Here is an 18,985-nt window from a genome sequence, read left to right as displayed (position 1 = left end):
CAATAGTGACCTTGAAACACAACCCGGTAGCAGGTTTTAGATGGCATTAGCATGCGAAAAGGGTTTTTTCTGCAAAACTGAAGTAATAGAACAGTGTAGCTATTGCGGCAAGCACTTTTGCATACGACACGGACATCGAGATAAAGCAGTCTGCAAAAGCCCATCATGTATGCGCAAGTACCGCCATGAACTGGCAGTGGTGGAACGCTTTGCCTACGAAGATGAAAAGCGTGCGCTAGGATTTGCGCGAAATTACGCCCGCCTTTGCGGCAAGGAAAACTGTAACCACGAATTTTATCTAGTTTGTGGACGTTGTGAAGTGCAGTTTTGCCCCACCCATATTTCCCGCCATATCTTTCACTTCGATATCATTACCATTCGCGGTACAACTAGGGTTAGAGACGAAATTAATCTCTGTGAACTCTGCAAGCCTTATCTCAGCGACTACAAAAAAGACCGCTACGAGTAATTTTGATGGAATCAAAAAGCCCCTCGCCTTCGCAAGGGACTAATTTTTTAGGCTACCTTTCCTAAACCCAACGCAACTGCCAAATCTCTATTGGTCGGTTCTATCAGTATTTTGCCATCCGGTAATAAAATCGTTGGGATGCTTTGGCGACCACCGTTCAGTTGCTGCATCTCTTGCATGGCTGTCTCATCAGACTCAACGTCAATCCAGCTATAGGCTACTTGCCGTTCATCGAGAAATTTTTTGGAACGGCGACAATCACCACACCACATTGCGCCATATAATAGTACCTTATCATTAGAATTCATTATGCTATACCCTTTGCTAGATAATAAAATGTTATAGGGTTTTAATATTTAATGTCGTTCGCATTTGTTTGCCGACAAAGCAGTTCTTGTGTAAATTGTAACAAAGTAGTTGAGTTACGGCAAATTTCGGTTTAGTAACCAAGGCTATTACCCAATTCCACTGGCGAGCAAGATACAAGAGAAATTTCAATAGAGGTTTAGTTAAGAATCAGATTAATAAATTTGCCAATTTTTCACTAAAATTGTTACCAACGTGAATATTTATAGTCTATTAGTGGGATAAAATATAAGTAGCAGGACAATCCGTATTCGCGAAATAAGTTTTTTTAATATAGATGGTTCTAGGGAATCCTACATACATTCTGGTGCAGATGATTTTTAGCTCTAAAAGCTCATAGTTTAGTAGTTTGTGGCAGGTTACATGACAAGTATGCTGATGGTAAAAAAACAGCCTTATTATAAAAACACTCTTAATTCTTTAGATAAATTAACCCCTGCAACTAAGGCGCAGGAATTGGCAATGCAATCTGAAATTTTTGATAACCTCGATCAGGGGATTATCGTCACGGATAACACCGGATATATTACCCTCTTTAACCGGGCTGCTCAAGAATTGACAGGCTACGAAGCAGACGAAGTAGTGGGTCAGCTTTGCCTTTGGGATTTTTGTGATGCATGTCAGCCCTCCCCACTATTCCGTGATAATCTAGAAAAAGGGCGTAGTTTTGCAGCGGAAGATGTTTACATTGCTTCAAAAGACGATGTAAACATCAAATTGGGTGTAAGAGTTACGCCGCTATACGGTAGTACTCAAGCGCTGACAGGCGCACTCGCGGTGATTCGCAATGTCAGTGAAAAACATGCAATAGAGCAAAACCAAAAGGCTTTTGTAAGAATGGCGGCAATTGGGCGAATTGTTTCAGCGATAGCACACGAAATAAATAATCCACTGCAAAGCATTCGAACTATCCTAGAATTGAGCAAAAACCCCAAGCGCACTATAGAGCAAAGACAAAAGTATCTTGAAGCGGCTGATGCTGAAATCAACCGGATTGTAAGTATAATCGGGCAAATGCGGAGCTTTTATCGCCCTACGCCCACCAGTGCAAAACCGCTCGCAGATGTGAATGTGGTTGTTCTGAAAACACTAGCTTCACTAGAAGAGGTTATGGCTGAATCTGAAGTGCAGGTAGAAGCAAAGCTTGCTCCAAAACTAACGCAAGTGCGGGTTATGGATTATCAGCTTGAGCAAATAATATTAAACCTTATTATTCAAGTGTTGTCCAATACCACTAAAGGCGGAAAGCTCTCGGTAACAACCGGACGAATCTCTGATAGCATTACTATTATCTTATATAATTCTGCTAATTCAGGGCCAGAAGGAATAAGTAGCTTATTTGAGCAACGCTTGAATATAAAAGCAGGAATGTCGCTAGGGCTATCGGTTAGCAAGGAAATAATTGAAGAGGTAGGCGGCAAAATAGAACTCGATACCTCTGAAGGAATCCGGGTGGTTGTGAACCTACCTATCTAGAAATTCTAGATATAACTTGTTTTAACTCCTCTCGTTGAGAGGAGTTTTTTAATTCTCAAATAATAGCGTCTATTTCTGGTTGCCGATAGCCGCTTTTGCCAACAATTTGCTAAACTCTCCCGCCTTATTACCCAACGAATTTGCCAGCAAACGCGCTAGATCATCAAGAGCGTTAGTATAAGCGGTGGTAGCGTGTGCAAAATCTTGACGGGCGCGAACCAGCGCTTCATTAGCCTGTTCAATAGATTGTGTCGCTTGCTTGATAGCCAGTTCGTGATGTTTGACGATAGCAAATTGCTCTGCCAAAGCACGGCTGGATTGAATCGCTTGATCTTCTAGTAACGTAGGAGAATTGTCTATTGCAGGTACAATCGCTGTATTTTCATTTTCCACATTTTGAGGCTTACGAGTAACAGTACGGGTTCGTTTTTCAGGTTTTGGCAACTCAATCTTTGACTCGGTTTCTTTGACTGACGTATCTTTTTTAATTTCTCGAATAACCGATGTCCAAACCCCAGAGAGCGCCCGATTATTACCTTCATAATGCGTCAACCATTCAGGAAACCCGCTCTCCTCTTCTAGAAAAGGGACAACATCCTGAATATGGTTTCGATTCGTATCCATAAATTCAGGGCGTTCCAGAAGCAAGCTGCGAAAGGCGCTTCTGGCTTCCTCTTCATAACCGGGGAGGGTGTTTTTGGTGGTCATTTTGCAGAGCTTCTTTCTAAGAAAAATAATATTAAGAACATGGTTGTCTATATTATATCTGAAAGTGGGCAAAATCGGGCTGGCATAAAACTCGCGGTTTTTCCTTTTAACAACCCCTAAACTATTTTAAACCGATATAGCTATATATGGTTTGTAGCCAAATAGTACCACTACATTTAGTAAGTTATACACATTGGACATACTAAATGTGGATAATTTGGGGGTTTAATATATTGACAACCACTATATTTGGTATTATAATACTTGCACGGTGCAGGGTATTAGTAGTTATGGAAAGTAAACATTTCCAATCTATATTCTGCAGGCTCGGCATAACTAACGAGCAACCTTCTTCTAATGTGGGGATAGAGAAAACTAAATCTCATAAACTTGGAGGCTGACAAGCCGGGTGAAATGCCCCTATTGCCATCAAAACGATAGCAAGGTTATAGATTCACGTGACCTGCGCGGAGGAGAAAGTATTCGCCGTCGCCGTGAGTGTCTTAAATGTGGGCACCGTTTCACTACCTATGAGCGGGTAGAGCCTATAAATATTCTGGTTATCAAAAAAGATGGTAACCGACAAGAATATAATCGCCAAAAATTGAGTAAAGGGGTTTACACTGCCTTTACCAAACGCCCCGTCAAAGCAGAAAGCATTGAACAACTAATTGATGAGGTGGAAAGCGAAATATTTCGCAGTGGCGAGCTTGAAGTAAGCAGTCGTCAGATAGGCGAAATTTTGATGGAGAAGTTGAGGCAGACTGATTCACTTGCCTACATCCGTTTTGCCAGCGTTTACCGCGAATTTGCGGATTTAAACGTTATGCGTAGCGAGATAGAGAAGCTAAACGAAGAAGACAAGCTCAACTAATAGAAATCTCCAGAAATTATAGAAACCCGCAATTAATCAGTTTCTCTACTTGGGCAGACTTCTCCCGAATCTAATTTGAGTAAAACGCAATTAAAGACTCCGGTTTTTATTACACCGGTTGTGGTTTTTATTGCGCCCGGAGAAGGGGATGGAAGCAGACTTTTCTTTTGCTGAGCATCTAGATGCAACGCAAAAGAGACTTATCAGAGCAATAGTGCGGCTCGATGAATTAGAGCTTGAGCTTGCAGGTTTCGGAAGACTTTTTGCGCCAGATAATTTACTGGAAGAGCATCGTCTTACCGAACAAGAAATTGATTGGTTGGAAGAACTACTAGCACAGTGCCAGCCACTTGATGTTATAGAGGAGTTCTAATATCGGCAAGTATGGCTAGTTCGCCGATATTTAGACAGACAGATAGATATAACTAAAAGGAAGAGGTCATATGACTGACATCGTGAATAGACCAGCAGATACCGATAACGGTTTGAAATTGCCTGAAACTATTGTAAAACGAGATGGGCGTATAGTTCCATTTGATATAGAACTAATCGAGAATGCAATGGAGCGCTGTTTTGCCAGCTTCGGGCGTACTCCTTCTACTACAATTCCTGAATTGGCGCGGCGGGTTATCAATATCGTAATGGCAAAGAGCATGCCCGTTACTGTAGAGAATGTGCAAGATATTGTTGAAATGGTTTTGCAGGCAGCCGGTGAGTTTGAAGCCGCCAAACGTTATATACTTTATCGCGCTGACCATGCCCGTACCCGCGCCGAACGCCCCGTACCGGGAAAAGTGCGGGCTGCCTTTGATGAATCAGCCCAATACTTCCCGACCGTACTCCAGCAATTCCAGTTTTTTGATAAATATTCCCGCTTCAACTACGAATTGGGACGACGCGAAACATGGGTAGAAACGGTCAATCGCACCGTAGATTTCCTCTACGAATTGGGCGGTTCACGTCTTGAGGCAGAGGTTTACGAGCGGGTGCGACGCGGTATTCTGGAAATGAAAGTAATGCCTTCCATGCGTATGCTAGCAATGGCAGGCGCTGCGGCACGCCGCTCGAATATCACTATTTACAACTGCTCTTACCAACCCGTTGAAAGCATCGACTCCTTTGTGGAAGCGCTTATAATCTCAATGAGCGGATGCGGCGTTGGATATTCGGTAGAAAAACAATATGTAGAACAGTTCCCCCGCGTTAAGCGACAGACTGGCAAAATGCGTGATACTTTCGTAGCCGCAGATTCGGCAGAAGGTTGGTCGGATGCGCTGCGTGTGGGTCTGGAAACTTGGTTCGATGGTGGTGATATTAACTTCGATCTTACCGAGTTGCGCCCTTCCGGTACGCCACTGCGTACCAAAGGCGGGCGAGCTTCCGGTCCTGAACCTCTCCGTGTAATGCTCGATTTTGTACGTTCCAAGCTGCTTTCACGACAGGGTTCATTCTTGCGACCTACCGATGCCCACGACATTATGTGCGTAGTGGGTAACGCCGCGGTTAGTGGCGGCGTGCGTCGCACCGCTATGATTTCCCTCTTTGATTTTGATGATGTAGAAATGCGCCAGTGCAAAACGGGCGATTTTGAGCGCGAGCATAGCTATCGCTGGAATGCCAACAACTCGGCAGTATGGCCTAAAGGTGGGTTAAGTCAAATAGATGTAGCCCACCAAGTGCTGGATATGGTCAGTTCAGGACGTGGCGAACCGGGTATTTTCAACCGTGAGGCTACCTACAATATGATGCCGATGCGCCGTAATAAATACGACGAGAACGGCAATTTGATAATGTTTGGAACGAATCCTTGCGGTGAAATCGTGCTGCGCCCCTACCAGTTCTGCAACCTCTCCGCGGCAGTTGCTAGGTCAACCGATACGCCTGAAACCCTCAGAGAAAAGGTTGAGCTTGCCGCTATTATCGGCTCGATTCAGTCAATGGCTACAAATTTCCCCGGATTACGCCCGATTTGGAAGAAAAATTGTGAGGAAGAGCGCTTGTTGGGTGTAGACATTACCGGACAAATGGACTCTCAGGCAATTCAGAGCGCCGAAGTTAAAAACATGCTGCGGGTGCATACAGTTGAAGTTAATCGTATATACGCCGAAAAACTTGGTATCAACCAAGCTGCTGCCGTCACTTGCGTAAAACCTAGCGGAAATACTTCACAATTGGTCGATTGCTCCTCCGGTTTGCACGCTCGTTGGGCGCCCTATTACATCCGCAATGTGCGAGTGAGCGCACACTCCGCCCTATACAAGGTGCTTAAAGATGCAGGGGTTCCATTAGACCCAGAAAACGGACAGACAGTCGAGAATGCTACCACTTGGGTTATCCATTTCCCGGTTAAAGCTCCGACAGGCGCTATAACCCGCAACGGACGCAACGCCATCGAACAGTGCAATTATTGGCTCGAAAATAAGCTGAACTGGACTGAGCATAACCCCTCTGTCACAATTACCTATCGCCCTGACGAAGTATTAGGCTTGTTAAACTGGATTTGGGAACATCGTAATGAGATTGGCGGTATGGCTTTCCTGCCAACTTTCGATGCTCAATACGCGCAATTACCCTATATCGAAGTCGCTAAAGAGGAATATGAAAAACTCGTGGCGGTCTTCCCTGAAGTTGATTTCTCGAAGATTTATCGCTACGAGAGCGAAGACTTTACTAAGGCAGCCCAAGAATTAGCTTGCTCGTCAGGTTACTGCGAAGTAGAGCTTTAATTTTGGATTGACTACCCTCCTTCCGCATCGGCCTTCATAGCCTGTACAGAGTCGCTGCTCCTATCCAGCAGCGGCTCTTTATATTTTGCACTTTAAATATCATATACAAATAGGTGGCTACAAAGCAGATAGCAGCCTCTTGTCGAAACTGTTAACCCACACAGCACGTACCACTGATTTGGACGCACACCCACCTACCGCCTTTTTTCTTTATAAACCTTGCAAGATTTGATAAAATAAGGCTGGGTCTGCACCTCTCATGCTACCCAGGAGAAAGCAATGACATTAAACGCCCAACGCGATCAGAATAAAGACCCCAAGGTCACAGAAGTAGTAGAAGAATATTGTGAGTCAATTCATAATATGACTCTTGAGGAAGGCAAACCGGTAATTGCCGCCCGTCTTGCCGAGCGCATGAATGTATCACCACCCACTGTAAACGCTACCATAAACCGCCTCAAAGATCATGGCTTTGTAATGGTAGATGAGAAAAGTAAAGGTATTCGCCTGACCGAATTGGGCGAAGAAGTGGCGCTTTCACTCTCGCGCCGCCATCGTTTGCTAGAACGTTTGCTGGTAGATGTGCTAGAATTTGATTGGGAAGCCGCTCATGAAGAAGCTTGTCGTCTTGAACATGCTATTTCTCCAAGTGTGGAAAAAGCCCTGACCCGCTTTCTAGGCAATCCTAAAACCTGCCCACATGGTAATCCAATACCCGGCAGCGGCTTTATATTGCCGGAAGAAGCACATCCGCTCGACCAAACGCCCATCGGCGTGAAGGTAGTGCTACTGCGTATAACCGAGGAAGCCGAACATGAACCGGGTTTATTGCGCTATTTACAAGAACATCATTTGATGCCGGGCGTAATCTTCACCGTCAAAAGTAGTTCGCCTTTTCGTGAAACTCTCTCGGCTATGACCGAAGAGGGGCATGAAGTGACGATAGGTATTAAAATTGCCAGCAAAATATGGGTTACGCCCGCCTAAAAACCAATAATAAATACGTCCTAGCGAGGAAACCAATTTCAATGATAAATGAAGCCCGCCTTAAAGAACATTTTTTGGATTTGATTACCACTGATAGCCACAGTCGCAAAGAGCGCGAAGTGGCGTTGAAACTTAAAGCAGTTATGGAAGAATTGGGCGCAAGCGTGGAGATTGACGCTGCCGATGAGTTCGTGGGCGGTAACACCGGGAATGTGATTTGTCGTTTACCTGCTAATAATCCCGCTGCTCCGGCTTTTTTTCTAGCAGCGCATATGGATACGGTTATACCGGGCGAAAGGGTCAAGCCTGTTATCGAGGGTAACATTATCCGCACCGATGGCACAACTATTTTAGGTGGTGACGACAAGAGTGGGTGCGCCATCATCGTAGAAGTTATCCGTACTCTAATCGAAAAGAATATACCGCACGGTGAAATTGAAGCGGTCTTTACTATTTGCGAGGAAGTAGGCTTGCTAGGGGCAAAATTTCTAGATGCAACTCGCTTGAACTCAAAGTACGGCATTGTGTTAGACAGCGATGATGTAGGTTATCTATTTATCAAAGCACCAGCCAGCGCCCATATGGAATGGACAATTAACGGGGTAGCAGCGCATGCGGGTATGGCTCCTGACAAAGGTATCAGCACCATCAAAATTGCCGGTGAAGCGTTGGCTAACATGAAGCTAGGTAAAATTGACCACGAAACCACTGCCAACATCGGCTTCATACATGGCGGCGGACCCACCAATATTATCCCCAATAAAACGGTATTGCATGGCGAAGCGCGTAGCCTAAACGAAGCCAAACTCGATGAGCAAGTAGCGCACATGGACGAATGTTTTAAAGCAGCGGCGGCACGTTATCAGGTTGAGGTAGAGGGTAAGGTACTCAGCGCCAGCGTAGAATCTCACATCGAACGCAGTTATGACAGTATGAACCTCAGCAAAGATTCGCCAATTGTGCAGTTAGTGATACGTGCCGCCCGCAATCTGGAATATCAGGTGCAGCCGATGGAAATGATGGGCGGTTGCGATGCTAACATTTTCAACAAAAAGGGCTTGTCCTGCGCCAATCTGGGAACCGGTATGCGCGCTATCCACACTGTCAACGAATGGTTAGATGTACGCGATTTGTACCGTGCCGCCGCAATTGTGTTGGAAATTACCCGGCTAAACGGCCAGCTTACGGTGGCATAATCAATGGAAACCACCACTTTCAGCGAAACTCTGCTGGCACGAGTACTTTTTGCAGGTTTCTTTACTCTTATGGGTGCAGCAACCACCTTTGCCCTATTCCTCAAGGTTGCCGATAATTTTTGGTGGGTTATCCCTGCGCTGCTGGTTGCGTTGCTCGAAGTAAGTCTGATTTACTACATCTGGTATTCATTCAACACCCGCCAGCGTATAACCATTACACCTCAATATCTCTCCGCTTATAGTCGCAAGCACGGCGAAACCAAAATTAAGTGGCTTGAAATAGTGGACGTTTATGAAGCGCAAAATAAGGCGGACGAGTTACGTGAAACTATGCCCGGTCTTGAATTGCTGCTCACCTATTATATTATGTTGCCGCAAACTACTGCCGGTGGTAAGCGTGGCTTGTTGGTGATAAAAGCGGAAAATGGGCGCAAAATCGCCGTGCGGCAGCATATGATTTACGACCATCGTATGAACCAGTTGTTGCGCGCTATCGACCTCTACACCACGTATCCCGACCCTACCACCGAAATTTTGCGCACCAACAACCAGAATTAGCCTGTTGCAATTTCCCTATCGCTTGGGAGAAGTTTACCTTGGCGATCGGTTGCCTTTTCAGATAACGGATTATGCTATATTCTTGGTAACATTACGGCTGGTACGCCAACCTCAAAGCCACCCAAACTGACTAAGGTTGGCTTGGTCGTGAATGTGTAGGCTCACCTATTGTCAAAGCAAGGTGCAATTACCAAGTTTTTTCGGGACAGAAAATCCTTATTTTCCTTCCACTAACCTTAAGTGCAAATTGTCACAATGTGGTATTATATCCATAACGATAGAGGACTTACTGACTAAAAATTACAACCACCAGGAACAGAATTGAGGAATAGCTAGTGGAACAAAAACTAGGTACAGAGTCACGTCCGTTGCGCGTGGCAATCATCGGGGCAGGTCCCGCAGGGTTTTATGCTACCGAAGCGCTTTTCAAAACATCCGGCTTAGTTGTACAGGTTGATATGTTCAACCGATTCCCCACACCCTATGGGTTGGTGCGGGAAGGCGTTGCTCCTGATCACCAATCAATTAAAGCCGTCACCCGCATTTACGACAAAACGGCGGAAAACCCTAACTTCCGTTATTTTGGCAACGTAACCTTAGGTAAAGATGTTACCCACGCCGACCTAAAAAAATATTACGACCAGATTATCTATGCGGTTGGGGCACAATCCGATCGTAAAATGGGTATTCCGGGCGAGGATTTGGAAAATAGCTATCCTGCCACCGTCTTTGTAGGCTGGTACAATGCCCACCCTGATTATTGTGACCTTGAATTTGATCTTTCCTGCGAGCGAGTCGCAGTAGTTGGTAACGGCAACGTGGCAATGGACGTAGCCCGTATCCTTGTTACCGAACCGGACGAATTGGCAAAAACCGATATTGCCGATTACACCATCGAAAAATTGCGCCAGAGCAAGGTAAAAGAAGTAATTTTATTAGGGCGGCGCGGTCCGGTTCAGGCAGCTTTCACCCATCCCGAACTCAAGGAATTTGGCGAACTCCCGAACGTAACCGTGGTTATTGACCCGGCTGCCCTCGAACTGGACGAACATAGCGCGGCTGCCTTACCCAGCGACAAGAGTGCAACCAAGAACGTAGAAACTATGCGTCAGTATGCCACCAATCCACATGTAAAAGGTGATCGCAAGGTTGAGTTCCGCTATCTCGTTTCTCCGGTAGAAGTTATCGGCAAGGATGGTAAGGTAGCGGCAGTCAAGATTGAGAAAAACCGACTTGAAAAAGGTGCGGACGGCAGCATCAAAGCCGTTGGTACTGGCGAATACGAAACGTTGGAAGTGGGTATGATTTTCCGCTCAGTAGGTTACAAGGGCGCACCGTTGGCGGATGTGCCTTTCGACTCGAAAAGCGGCATTATCCCCAATGTCGCCGGGCGCGTAACCGAAAGCGCAGGCGGAGCAGTAGTTGCAGGCGAATATGTAGTGGGTTGGGCGAAACGTGGGCCTTCCGGCATCATTGGTACTAACAAGCCAGATTCGGCTGCCACAGTCGTTTCAGCGGTACAAGATGTATCTGAACTTGACGGTATCGCTGATGAAAACCGCAACCCTGTCTTGATAGAAAACCTGTTGCAGGAACGTGGCATCAAATATGTCACTTACGCTGATTGGCATGTTATTAACAAAGCCGAAATAGCGCGTGGTGAGCAAAAAGGCAGCCCACGTGTTAAATTCTATCGCGTACCCGATATGCTGGAAGTTATCAACAAATAAAATCAAAATTGGGCGCAGCGTATCACTTCTGGCATTCACGCTGTGCCCATTCTCTTTCTTGTTTTTCTAATTGACCTTATAGGTCTCTTTTTTTGATTCTTTATATGCCTTGACAGTTATATAACCAATATGGTATATTTGTTCTATGATGACAACTTTTGAGGCATTGGCAGACCCAACGCGCAGACGTATTTTGGACTTACTCCGCGAACAACCTCGCCTAGTTGGCGAGTTGGTAGATTTGCTGGAGATGAGTCAGCCCGGTATCTCGAAGCATTTGCGTGTGCTACGGGAAGTGGGTTTAGTGCGCGTGCGTCAGGATGCCCAACGTCGCTGGTACGAACTACAAACTGATCCGTTAGCCGAGATTGATGGCTGGCTGGAATCTTACCGCCATTTATGGGAAGTGCGGCTTGATCGCCTTGATCAGTATCTTCAAGAATTACAAGGTAAAGATAAGGAGCATAAAGATGGATGACATAAATACGGCTACCTCAACCTTGAGAGAACAAGAAATTGTAATCACACGCATTTTCGACGCACCGAGAGAACTTGTTTTCAAGGCATGGACTGATCCAAACCTTATGATGCAATGGTGGGGACCAAAAGGCTTCATCGCACCTGTATGCAAGATTGATTTGCGAGTGGGTGGTTCTTATCACTGCTGCATGCGAGGTCCCGATGGCAAGGACTACTGGAGCACCGGTGTTTACCGAGAAATCGTACCACCATCGCGTTTAGTTTGCACCGACAACTTTGCAGATGAGAAAGGTAACGTAGTTCCTGCATCGTATTACGGGATGCCGGGAGACTGGCCACAGGAATTTTTGGTAACGGCGACTTTTGAAGAGTTTGAAGGCAAGACCAAGTTAACGCTGCGTCATAGTGGGATTCCGGCTGGTGAGATGAGAGAAATGACAGAAGCGGGTTGGAACGAATCCTTCGACAAACTCGCCGATAGTTTCAATTAACCATTAAGGAGCATAACCCCATGTCAAAAATAAAGCTTATTGCTGAACCGGGAAAACAGGAAATCGTTATTACGCGGGTTTTCGATGCGCCCCGTAACCTCGTTTTCGAAACTTATATTAATCCAGATGTGATACCGAAGTGGTGGGGACCAAGCAAGTATGTCACTACCGTTGACAAGATGGAGGTGCGAACGGGCGGCATTTGGCGATATGTCCAACGCGCAAAAGAAGAAGATGAATTCGCTTTCCACGGTGTATATCATGCTATTGTAGCGCCGGAAAGGTTGGTCTTCACATTTGAATTTGAAGGCATGCCGGGACATGTTTTGCTCGAAACGGTGACTTTCGAAGACAACAACGGCAAAACATTGATGACAGATAGAATGGTCTTCCAAACGGTGGAGGATCGTGATGGCATGCTTGGTTCTGGTATGGAGGCAGGGCTGACCGAAGCGCTTGACCGCTTTGAACAGCAACTTCAAACGTTAGTCTAAATACCAAACTCTGGAATATTGTAAGATACCTATGCAAAGGGCGGGGTTTTTACACCCCGCTTTTCTAATTTCAGGCTAACACTTCACCCTCATTCAGCGGATGCGCCCCACGCCCACGGGTTTCCCTTACGCGCGTCAGGATAGTGATACTTATCAGATAGTACAAGGCTATTGCCACGAACAAACCGCTATAGCCCAAACTGCTATCTACTATAAACCCGCCCACAAATGCGCCAAACGCTTGGCAACCGGCAGTGGCAAGATTACTCAATCCCATAAAACGTCCGGCTTCCGAAAGCGGTATTAGGTCTGTGGCGAAAGCCCAGTCCACCGACATAAACGAACCCCATGAGGTACCTATAAATGCGCCGAAAACGATTACGAGTATAGTAGCGCCGGGGCGTACTGTATCGAGGTAGGCTTGTTGCTCGACAAAGCCGGAAAGCTTCAGGCTCTCTTGTACCGCATTAGCCATCATGATACGCGGAATGAACAGCCCCAAACCGCCTATCAGACCGAACACAGAAGCCAGATAAATTACCTTCTTGCGCCCGATTTTATCCGAGAGCAGCGAAGCAGGAAACGAAGCCACCACCGCCCCGATAATCACCAAACCAAGCAAGATGCTCAAAGTGAAACCGGCTTCTATCACATACTTGGAAGGGTCAAGCAACACTAAGCCATCGGCATCTACCGGAAGACCGGCAGCGTTAACTTTAGGCTTGATGAAACCCTCGCGCTCCAGAAAAGACTTAGCGAAAAGCGAAATCGAGGCAGGCGCAGTTAGAAACAGAAAACGCGCCACCATTAGGATTAAAAAGTCTGGATACTTTCGCAACCCGCCAAACATATTGAAACCAGCACGCATCGGCGAAATTTTAACCGTTGGGTGGTAGGGCTTTTCCTTAACAAAGATTACAGTCAGCGACATAGCGATAACAAATATCACCGCGTTCAGCAACAACATCAGGCGCGAGCCATCTATATCACCCATCATTCCCTGTAAAATACCCGGCACTACCGCGCCGAACAGCGTCCCTGAAAGCTGTGCTATTGCCAGAGAAGCGGAAGCTCGCCCTCGTTTTCCTTCCGGCACAGTATCCGGCATCAAACCTTGGTATGCGCCTTGTGCCGTGTTATCGGTAAATTGCAAGATACAATAACCGAGTAATAAAATCCACCAGTTAAAAGCTAACGCGCAAAGAGCTAACGCACCTAACCCACCAAGAGTACCCACGATAATGAAAGGTCGCCTCCGCCCCATCGGGTGAGAGGAATTATCACTGATTGCACCCGATAAAGGCTGTACGAACATTGCGATAATTAATCCGATTGAACTGAGGATGCCACGCGCCGTTTCATAGTTATTGCCAAAAATAGGTTCTGCCAGTGGCTTGTTTAAAGCCGGCAATACTATACTCAGAAAACCGCCCCACAAAAATGAAAGCGCAAACCAGTATAACGAAATCCAGATGTAATTCATAAAACGAAAAGGCGCTTCTGATTGTTGTGGTGAATTGATACCCGAACTGCCTGTGCTGATACCGTGCATAGTGTACCTCTCTTTTTCGGGAGTACTAATTTTACCAGGTGTTCGAACAGGATTAAATTAATTCACAGAATCTGATAGCGTGAGGGTCACTTCTTATTCAAAATCAGCTAGAGTTTTGTTCCTGTCCTGTTCTGGCAATTAAATGGATTTTCTATACTGCATAAGAACTTTAGCGTGTTTGTGGCTGCCTAGAACAGGGTTTTTGCTGTAATTAACTGTACAACAGTTAGAACTTTAAAACCTTAATAGGAAATTAGTGGCAATTTTCAGGCAGGAAGTAGTAAACTATTAGCGATTATTTTATATCAGATTCAGGGGTTTGGCAATTCTCGTGAGGTTCTGCGACGAAAAATCAGGTAACAACCGTGAAACGGTCCACGCCCTTCTTGCTCCCAGAAGGTTCGCACATAACCGTAGGTAGCCTTGATAGAGGCGAATTCCCAACCGGCTTCTTCCATCTCACGCACTACCTGACTATAGCGATTATTAAGTTCATCTTTGCGGAGATGTCGCCGGGTATATTCATAATGCTCGGCATGGGATTCTTCATTAATAGAAACAGCCGCCCCGGACTGGCGGTTCTCGCTGTTTTCAGGAACAAGAGTACTCTCCGGTGGCGGCTGATTCTCGTACGGCATACTTTACAGTAAGCGACCTTCTACGGCAGACCAGTCGATATTGGTGAAGAAGGCTTCAATATATTTGGGACGTTCGGCAGGTTTATAGTCTAACAGGAAAGCATGTTCCCATACGTCCATAACCAGAATCGGCTTGTAACCAGCCGGGTTGCCATCTTCATGGAGAGTAATCCAATGGTTAGAAATACGCCCTGAGCTAGGGTCTTGGTAAGCTACCGCCCAACCCACACCGCGCATTGCTCCAACTTTTACAAAATCGTTCTTCCAAGTTTCGTAATCGCCATATCCAGCAGAGATGGCATCAATCAATTTGCCACTCTTGGGAGCATCGCTACCGCCATTCTTAAGGTTACCGAAGTAGTATTCGTGCAACACCATTCCATTGTATTCAAAACCCAGGCGGCGTTTCAATTCAGCGTAGGTAGGAGTGCCGATTTTACCGTTGTTGATCAGGTCGGCAATTTGCTCATTAAGGGTGTTAGTGTTGGTCACGTAACCCTTGTAGAGTGCAAAGTGTATTTCAAGTGTTTTATCTGATATGCCATTAAGCCCGGCGAGATTAAAATCTTTGGCGGCATAGGCTTGTGCAGTCAATATTGCCATTTAGGAATCCTCCTTAAATATTTAAAGTAATGCTTCAAGCAGAATTACATATTTCATTAATCGAGCAAACTTCTTACCCGGTTAAGCTCAAATTGGTATTACAGAGTGTTTAGTATAGTATTTTTACCGGGCTTGTCAAGCTTATTTGCCTTTGCGGAATTTTTTAGCCAATGCAACATCGCGTTGTGCGGACTTCTTGTCGCGGAGTTTTTCGTAGCAAAGCGCGCGCCCTTCATATACATCGGCATTTTCGGGATCAAGCTTTAAAACCTGTGAATAAACTTGAACTGCTTCAGAGAAACGTCCTAACTGAATACAGATTTGCGCTTTAGCCATCAAAGCGGGCAGGCTGTTTGGTTCTAGTTCAATTGCCTTATCTATATCCTGCAAGGCTTTACCAAGTTCAAAAACAGAAGCATAAGCCTTACTCCGATTAAAATAAATCTGAGGGTCATTGGCATATTCTTTAACAGCCTGATCAAAGTCTGCTATAGCGGAGTCATAGTCGCCATTATGTAGATAGGCTATCCCACGCGAGATAACGATTTCGGAATCTTGCGGTTCAAGCTCTAAAGCTCTGGTAAGGTCGGTTATCGAAGCCCGATAGTTTTCCAGACTAAGGAAAGCTTTGCCTCTATATTTGTAAGCCGCTGAGTTAATTATTTTTAGAGCCAAAGATTGGGATAAATCCTTGACCGCTTCCTGGAAACTACTCAAACGGAAATAACATACCCCGCGGTTGTACAATGTATCTGGGTCATTCGGATTTAGCTCTAGGGCTTTATTAAAATCGCTCAAAGCCCTAACCATATCCTGTGGCTTATAATAAGCCGAACCCCGCAAGCTATACAATTCGGCTTCTTTAGGCTTTAGCTTGATGACTTTATTTAAATCCAGATGCGCATTATCGAATTGCTTGAGTTGCATGTAAATACGCGCCCGTCGTAGGATAAGATCATAATTATTCGGGTCAATTTCTAAAGCATTTGTCAGGTCAGAAACGGAATCTTCCAACTTATTCAACCGCTGAAGAACCATAGCACGATTCGACAAAACTTCAGGGTCTTTGGGGTTAAGACGCAACGCCCTGTTAAAATCAGCCAGTGCAGTGGGATAATCCTGATTCTGGAGATACATATAACCACGATTGTTATAGCCAAAAGGATCATCCGGTCTCAACTCGATTGCAGTGGTGGCATCGGTAATAGCCGAGATAAATTCCTCAAGCATAAAAGAGGTTTTAGCACGGTTGTTATAAGCATAAACATCATTTGGGTTGAGAGTGATAGCTTTATTGAAGTCTTGCAAGGCACGCGAGTAATCCTTTAGATAGAAGGAAGTACGCGCTCTACGATAGTATGCATTAGAATCGATTGGGTCAAGCTCAATCACCCGTGTAAAATCCCCTAAGGCATGCTCATAATCTTGCAAATTATAGTAGGCAGTGCCGCGCATCAACAAATTATCGCTTAGATTCGGGGCGTTAGGCGAACTGGATTGAATCACAAAATTCATGTCAACCACAGTATCCCAGTATTCCTTTAACTTGAAAGAGGCATGCGCACGGTAATAATAAGCCTGCACATTATGCGGGTTTGATTCTATAACAAAAGACAAATCTTCTAACGCCTTGCTATATTCTCCCATATCCATATAGCAGCGCGCCCGGTTAAAGTAGGCGTATATATTGCGAGGCTGGAGTTTAATCGCCTGTGTAAAATCGGCAATGGCGCTTTGGTGGTTACCAATATTTAGGTATGCCATACCCCGGTTAGCAAAAGTATCAGCATCATCTGAAACTATATCGATAGAGTGGGTAAGGTCTCTTATAGCATTGTGATAATCATTTAGGTAGAAAAAAGCACGCCCACGATTGTTATAACCATAAGCTTCATGGGGAGCAAGCTCAATAGCACGGGTGAGGTCGGTCATTGCATTCCGATAATCCTCAAGATAAAAATATGCTTTACCCCGGTTATTATAAGAATAAGGATCATTTGGATTAAGTTCTATAGCCTTGCTAGCATCTGCGATAGCGTTTTTATCGTCGTTAAGATAAAGATACGCTTTAGAGCGATTATTATAGCTATATACATCTTTAGGGCTTAGCTCAATAGTACGAGTATAATCTTCTACCGCTTTTCGATATTCCTTGAGAATAAAATAGCAACGACCGCGTTTGTAGAATGCCTCAGCAATATTAGCATCAAGCTCAATCGTTTTATTGAGGTCGTCCAAAGCACGACGGTAATCCTTTAACTGGAAATAAAGCTTTGCACGCTCAAGGTAACCGTTACTACGTTCCGGCATTACATCGATCGCCCGATTCAAGTCAGAAAAAGCGCTGCTATAATCGGTTAAGCGGATATACATTTGAGCGCGGTTCAGGTAAGCCGTTACCTTACCCATCCGCACCGTCTCCGCAGATTTGCGAGTAGGTTGTTGCTCCAGATGTTCCGTTAAAATACGGATATTGTGTTTTGTTTCGGTGGGATTGGGGGTTATCTCCTCATCTGAAAGCGGTGGATCCATTCCGAAATCGGTTAGGACTTCTGCTCCATCAACGTTACCAAAGGTGTGTTCGTCTAAGGCTGTGAGAGAAGACATATCTTGGAGTTCTTGAAGCGATTCGTTGACTTCCGGCGCTTCCATCTCAACCGGGCTAGGCTTAGTTTCGCTTGAAATAGCAGGTGCAGGAGCGGTATCATCTTCAGGAAATATAAATTCAGGCAATTCCGGCAAATCGTTATCGGCCAAGTTAGGAAGCAAACCGGTTTTGGCTAAATCACGTAAGTTAAACGCAGTTCCGGCGGTTTCATATTGCGTGTCTTCCTCTGCTGTTTCAGGCAGAGTAGGCTCAGCAAGAGGCTGGTTTTGTTTCACCAGATCAGCAAGCTCTTCACTCCATTCTTTGATACGCATCCGTGTTGAAAGCAAACGCGCTTCATAGTTATCAAGCTCTTCTGCCGAGGACGCATACAAAACGGCTTGTTCATTGGTAGCCAATATCTCGTATGCTTGAGCGATACGCTCGCGTAAATGTTCAATTTGTTTATCGTTATCTACCAACATAAATGCTTTTAACCCTAAAGCCAGACACTCTTAGGAAATAACATAGCTAAACTAGAAGTGCCTGAATCGTGGCATCTAACCTTACAATTTCCGATGATTACAACCTTATATTAACCTGAAACGGTTTATTTATCAACTATTCTCGCTCTTAAACTCTATAGCTTTATAGCGTAGTTCTGGAGTAATAGGTGTCACAATATATCCGTGATTTAAATCACCAAACATATGACATTTTTCCTGTCCCCAGTACCAATAGAAATATGCTACATAAGCACAAATTATTGCATCGAGCAAATCATCATAGTGTTTTAGCTTTGTGCTGGGTTTGATTGCGCTGGTATCTCGCGCCAATAGTTCTGGCGGAATTAACAAGCGGGGTTCAAAGCCGGATAGGGAGCTTACATATTTTTGCAACTGCTTATAAGCAGCGAAGGGATAAGGAAAAAGAGATAAAAGCAACCGAAATAAGCATAGAAAGATTGGTAAAATGGTCTAACTCTAACACGGCTACACCGAGTGAAAATAAACTCAAATCACAACGATCGGTGCGATGGATTATCCCAAC

19 protein-coding genes are annotated in these 18,985 nt (G+C 45.1%); 12 read left to right on the top strand and 7 right to left on the bottom strand.

Annotated elements, in window-relative coordinates:
- The first annotated feature begins 40 nt into the window (after nt 1-40).
- A complete protein-coding gene (locus OZ401_RS19430) occupies nt 41-469 on the top strand; it encodes a hypothetical protein (RefSeq protein ID WP_341470177.1) in 429 nt (142 codons plus the stop codon).
- Nucleotides 470-516: 47 nt separating this feature from the next.
- Here the strand turns inward: OZ401_RS19430 and OZ401_RS19425 are convergent, their stop codons facing one another.
- Nucleotides 517-777 (bottom strand): glutaredoxin family protein, encoded by a 261-nt coding sequence (locus tag OZ401_RS19425; protein ID WP_341470176.1) that lies wholly within the window; start codon nt 775-777, stop codon nt 517-519.
- Nucleotides 778-1,297: 520 nt separating this feature from the next.
- Here OZ401_RS19425 and OZ401_RS19420 point away from each other — a divergent pair.
- Nucleotides 1,298-2,311, top strand: a complete 1,014-nt coding sequence (locus OZ401_RS19420) for a two-component system sensor histidine kinase NtrB (protein WP_341470175.1) — start codon at nt 1,298-1,300, stop codon at nt 2,309-2,311.
- 69 nt (nt 2,312-2,380) lie between these two features.
- Here OZ401_RS19420 and OZ401_RS19415 read toward each other — a convergent pair whose 3' ends face one another.
- On the bottom strand, nt 2,381-3,019 hold the full coding sequence (locus OZ401_RS19415) for a hypothetical protein (RefSeq protein WP_341470174.1): 639 nt from the start codon (nt 3,017-3,019) through the stop codon (nt 2,381-2,383).
- A 409-nt stretch (nt 3,020-3,428) separates the two neighbouring features.
- Between OZ401_RS19415 and nrdR the strand changes: the two genes are divergently transcribed.
- The 10 genes from nrdR (at nt 3,429) to OZ401_RS19365 (ending at nt 12,555) form a co-directional block, all read left to right on the top strand.
- Entirely contained in the window at nt 3,429-3,893 is a 465-nt protein-coding gene (nrdR, locus tag OZ401_RS19410; RefSeq protein WP_341470173.1) for a transcriptional regulator NrdR, read from the top strand.
- A 148-nt stretch (nt 3,894-4,041) separates the two neighbouring features.
- On the top strand, nt 4,042-4,266 hold the full coding sequence (locus OZ401_RS19405) for a hypothetical protein (RefSeq protein ID WP_341470172.1): 225 nt from the start codon (nt 4,042-4,044) through the stop codon (nt 4,264-4,266).
- Nucleotides 4,267-4,336: 70 nt separating this feature from the next.
- Nucleotides 4,337-6,619 (top strand): ATP cone domain-containing protein, encoded by a 2,283-nt coding sequence (locus tag OZ401_RS19400; RefSeq protein WP_341470171.1) that lies wholly within the window; start codon nt 4,337-4,339, stop codon nt 6,617-6,619.
- Between the two features lie 279 nt (nt 6,620-6,898).
- Nucleotides 6,899-7,606, top strand: coding sequence for a metal-dependent transcriptional regulator (locus OZ401_RS19395; RefSeq protein ID WP_341470170.1), 708 nt, complete (start codon nt 6,899-6,901; stop codon nt 7,604-7,606).
- Nucleotides 7,607-7,647: 41 nt separating this feature from the next.
- Nucleotides 7,648-8,802, top strand: a complete 1,155-nt coding sequence (locus tag OZ401_RS19390) for a M20/M25/M40 family metallo-hydrolase (RefSeq protein ID WP_341470169.1) — start codon at nt 7,648-7,650, stop codon at nt 8,800-8,802.
- 3 nt (nt 8,803-8,805) lie between these two features.
- Nucleotides 8,806-9,360: a hypothetical protein gene (locus tag OZ401_RS19385; protein WP_341470168.1), complete on the top strand. Its 555-nt coding sequence runs from the start codon at nt 8,806-8,808 to the stop codon at nt 9,358-9,360.
- Between the two features lie 335 nt (nt 9,361-9,695).
- Complete coding sequence (locus OZ401_RS19380) at nt 9,696-11,090, top strand: FAD-dependent oxidoreductase (protein ID WP_341470167.1); 1,395 nt, start codon at nt 9,696-9,698, stop codon at nt 11,088-11,090.
- Nucleotides 11,091-11,235: 145 nt separating this feature from the next.
- On the top strand, nt 11,236-11,568 hold the full coding sequence (locus OZ401_RS19375; RefSeq protein WP_341470166.1) for an ArsR/SmtB family transcription factor: 333 nt from the start codon (nt 11,236-11,238) through the stop codon (nt 11,566-11,568).
- The gene (locus tag OZ401_RS19370) at nt 11,561-12,061 is read left to right on the top strand and encodes an SRPBCC family protein (RefSeq protein ID WP_341470165.1); all 501 of its coding nucleotides are present in this window, start codon (nt 11,561-11,563) and stop codon (nt 12,059-12,061) included. The genes OZ401_RS19375 and OZ401_RS19370 overlap by 8 nt, the downstream gene beginning before the upstream one ends.
- 20 nt (nt 12,062-12,081) lie before the next feature.
- On the top strand, nt 12,082-12,555 hold the full coding sequence (locus tag OZ401_RS19365; RefSeq protein ID WP_341470164.1) for an SRPBCC family protein: 474 nt from the start codon (nt 12,082-12,084) through the stop codon (nt 12,553-12,555).
- Between the two features lie 70 nt (nt 12,556-12,625).
- Here OZ401_RS19365 and OZ401_RS19360 read toward each other — a convergent pair whose 3' ends face one another.
- The 5 genes from OZ401_RS19360 to OZ401_RS19340 all read right to left on the bottom strand — a co-directional run bounded on the left by OZ401_RS19360 (nt 12,626) and on the right by OZ401_RS19340 (nt 18,834).
- A complete protein-coding gene (locus OZ401_RS19360) occupies nt 12,626-14,107 on the bottom strand; it encodes an MFS transporter (protein WP_341470163.1) in 1,482 nt (493 codons plus the stop codon).
- Nucleotides 14,108-14,418: 311 nt separating this feature from the next.
- Nucleotides 14,419-14,745: a hypothetical protein gene (locus OZ401_RS19355; RefSeq protein ID WP_341470162.1), complete on the bottom strand. Its 327-nt coding sequence runs from the start codon at nt 14,743-14,745 to the stop codon at nt 14,419-14,421.
- A 3-nt stretch (nt 14,746-14,748) separates the two neighbouring features.
- A complete protein-coding gene (locus tag OZ401_RS19350; RefSeq protein ID WP_341470161.1) occupies nt 14,749-15,348 on the bottom strand; it encodes a superoxide dismutase in 600 nt (199 codons plus the stop codon).
- 141 nt (nt 15,349-15,489) lie between these two features.
- Nucleotides 15,490-18,420: a tetratricopeptide repeat protein gene (locus tag OZ401_RS19345; protein ID WP_341470160.1), complete on the bottom strand. Its 2,931-nt coding sequence runs from the start codon at nt 18,418-18,420 to the stop codon at nt 15,490-15,492.
- A gap of 132 nt (nt 18,421-18,552) precedes the next feature.
- Entirely contained in the window at nt 18,553-18,834 is a 282-nt protein-coding gene (locus tag OZ401_RS19340; RefSeq protein ID WP_341470159.1) for a hypothetical protein, read from the bottom strand.
- Nucleotides 18,835-18,985 lie beyond the last annotated feature (151 nt).

The organism is Candidatus Chlorohelix allophototropha (assembly GCF_030389965.1).
GTDB classification, from domain to species: domain Bacteria; phylum Chloroflexota; class Chloroflexia; order Chloroheliales; family Chloroheliaceae; genus Chlorohelix; species Chlorohelix allophototropha.
Note: the sequence above shows the minus strand (reverse complement) of the source record. Positions and strands in the feature narration are given on the sequence as shown.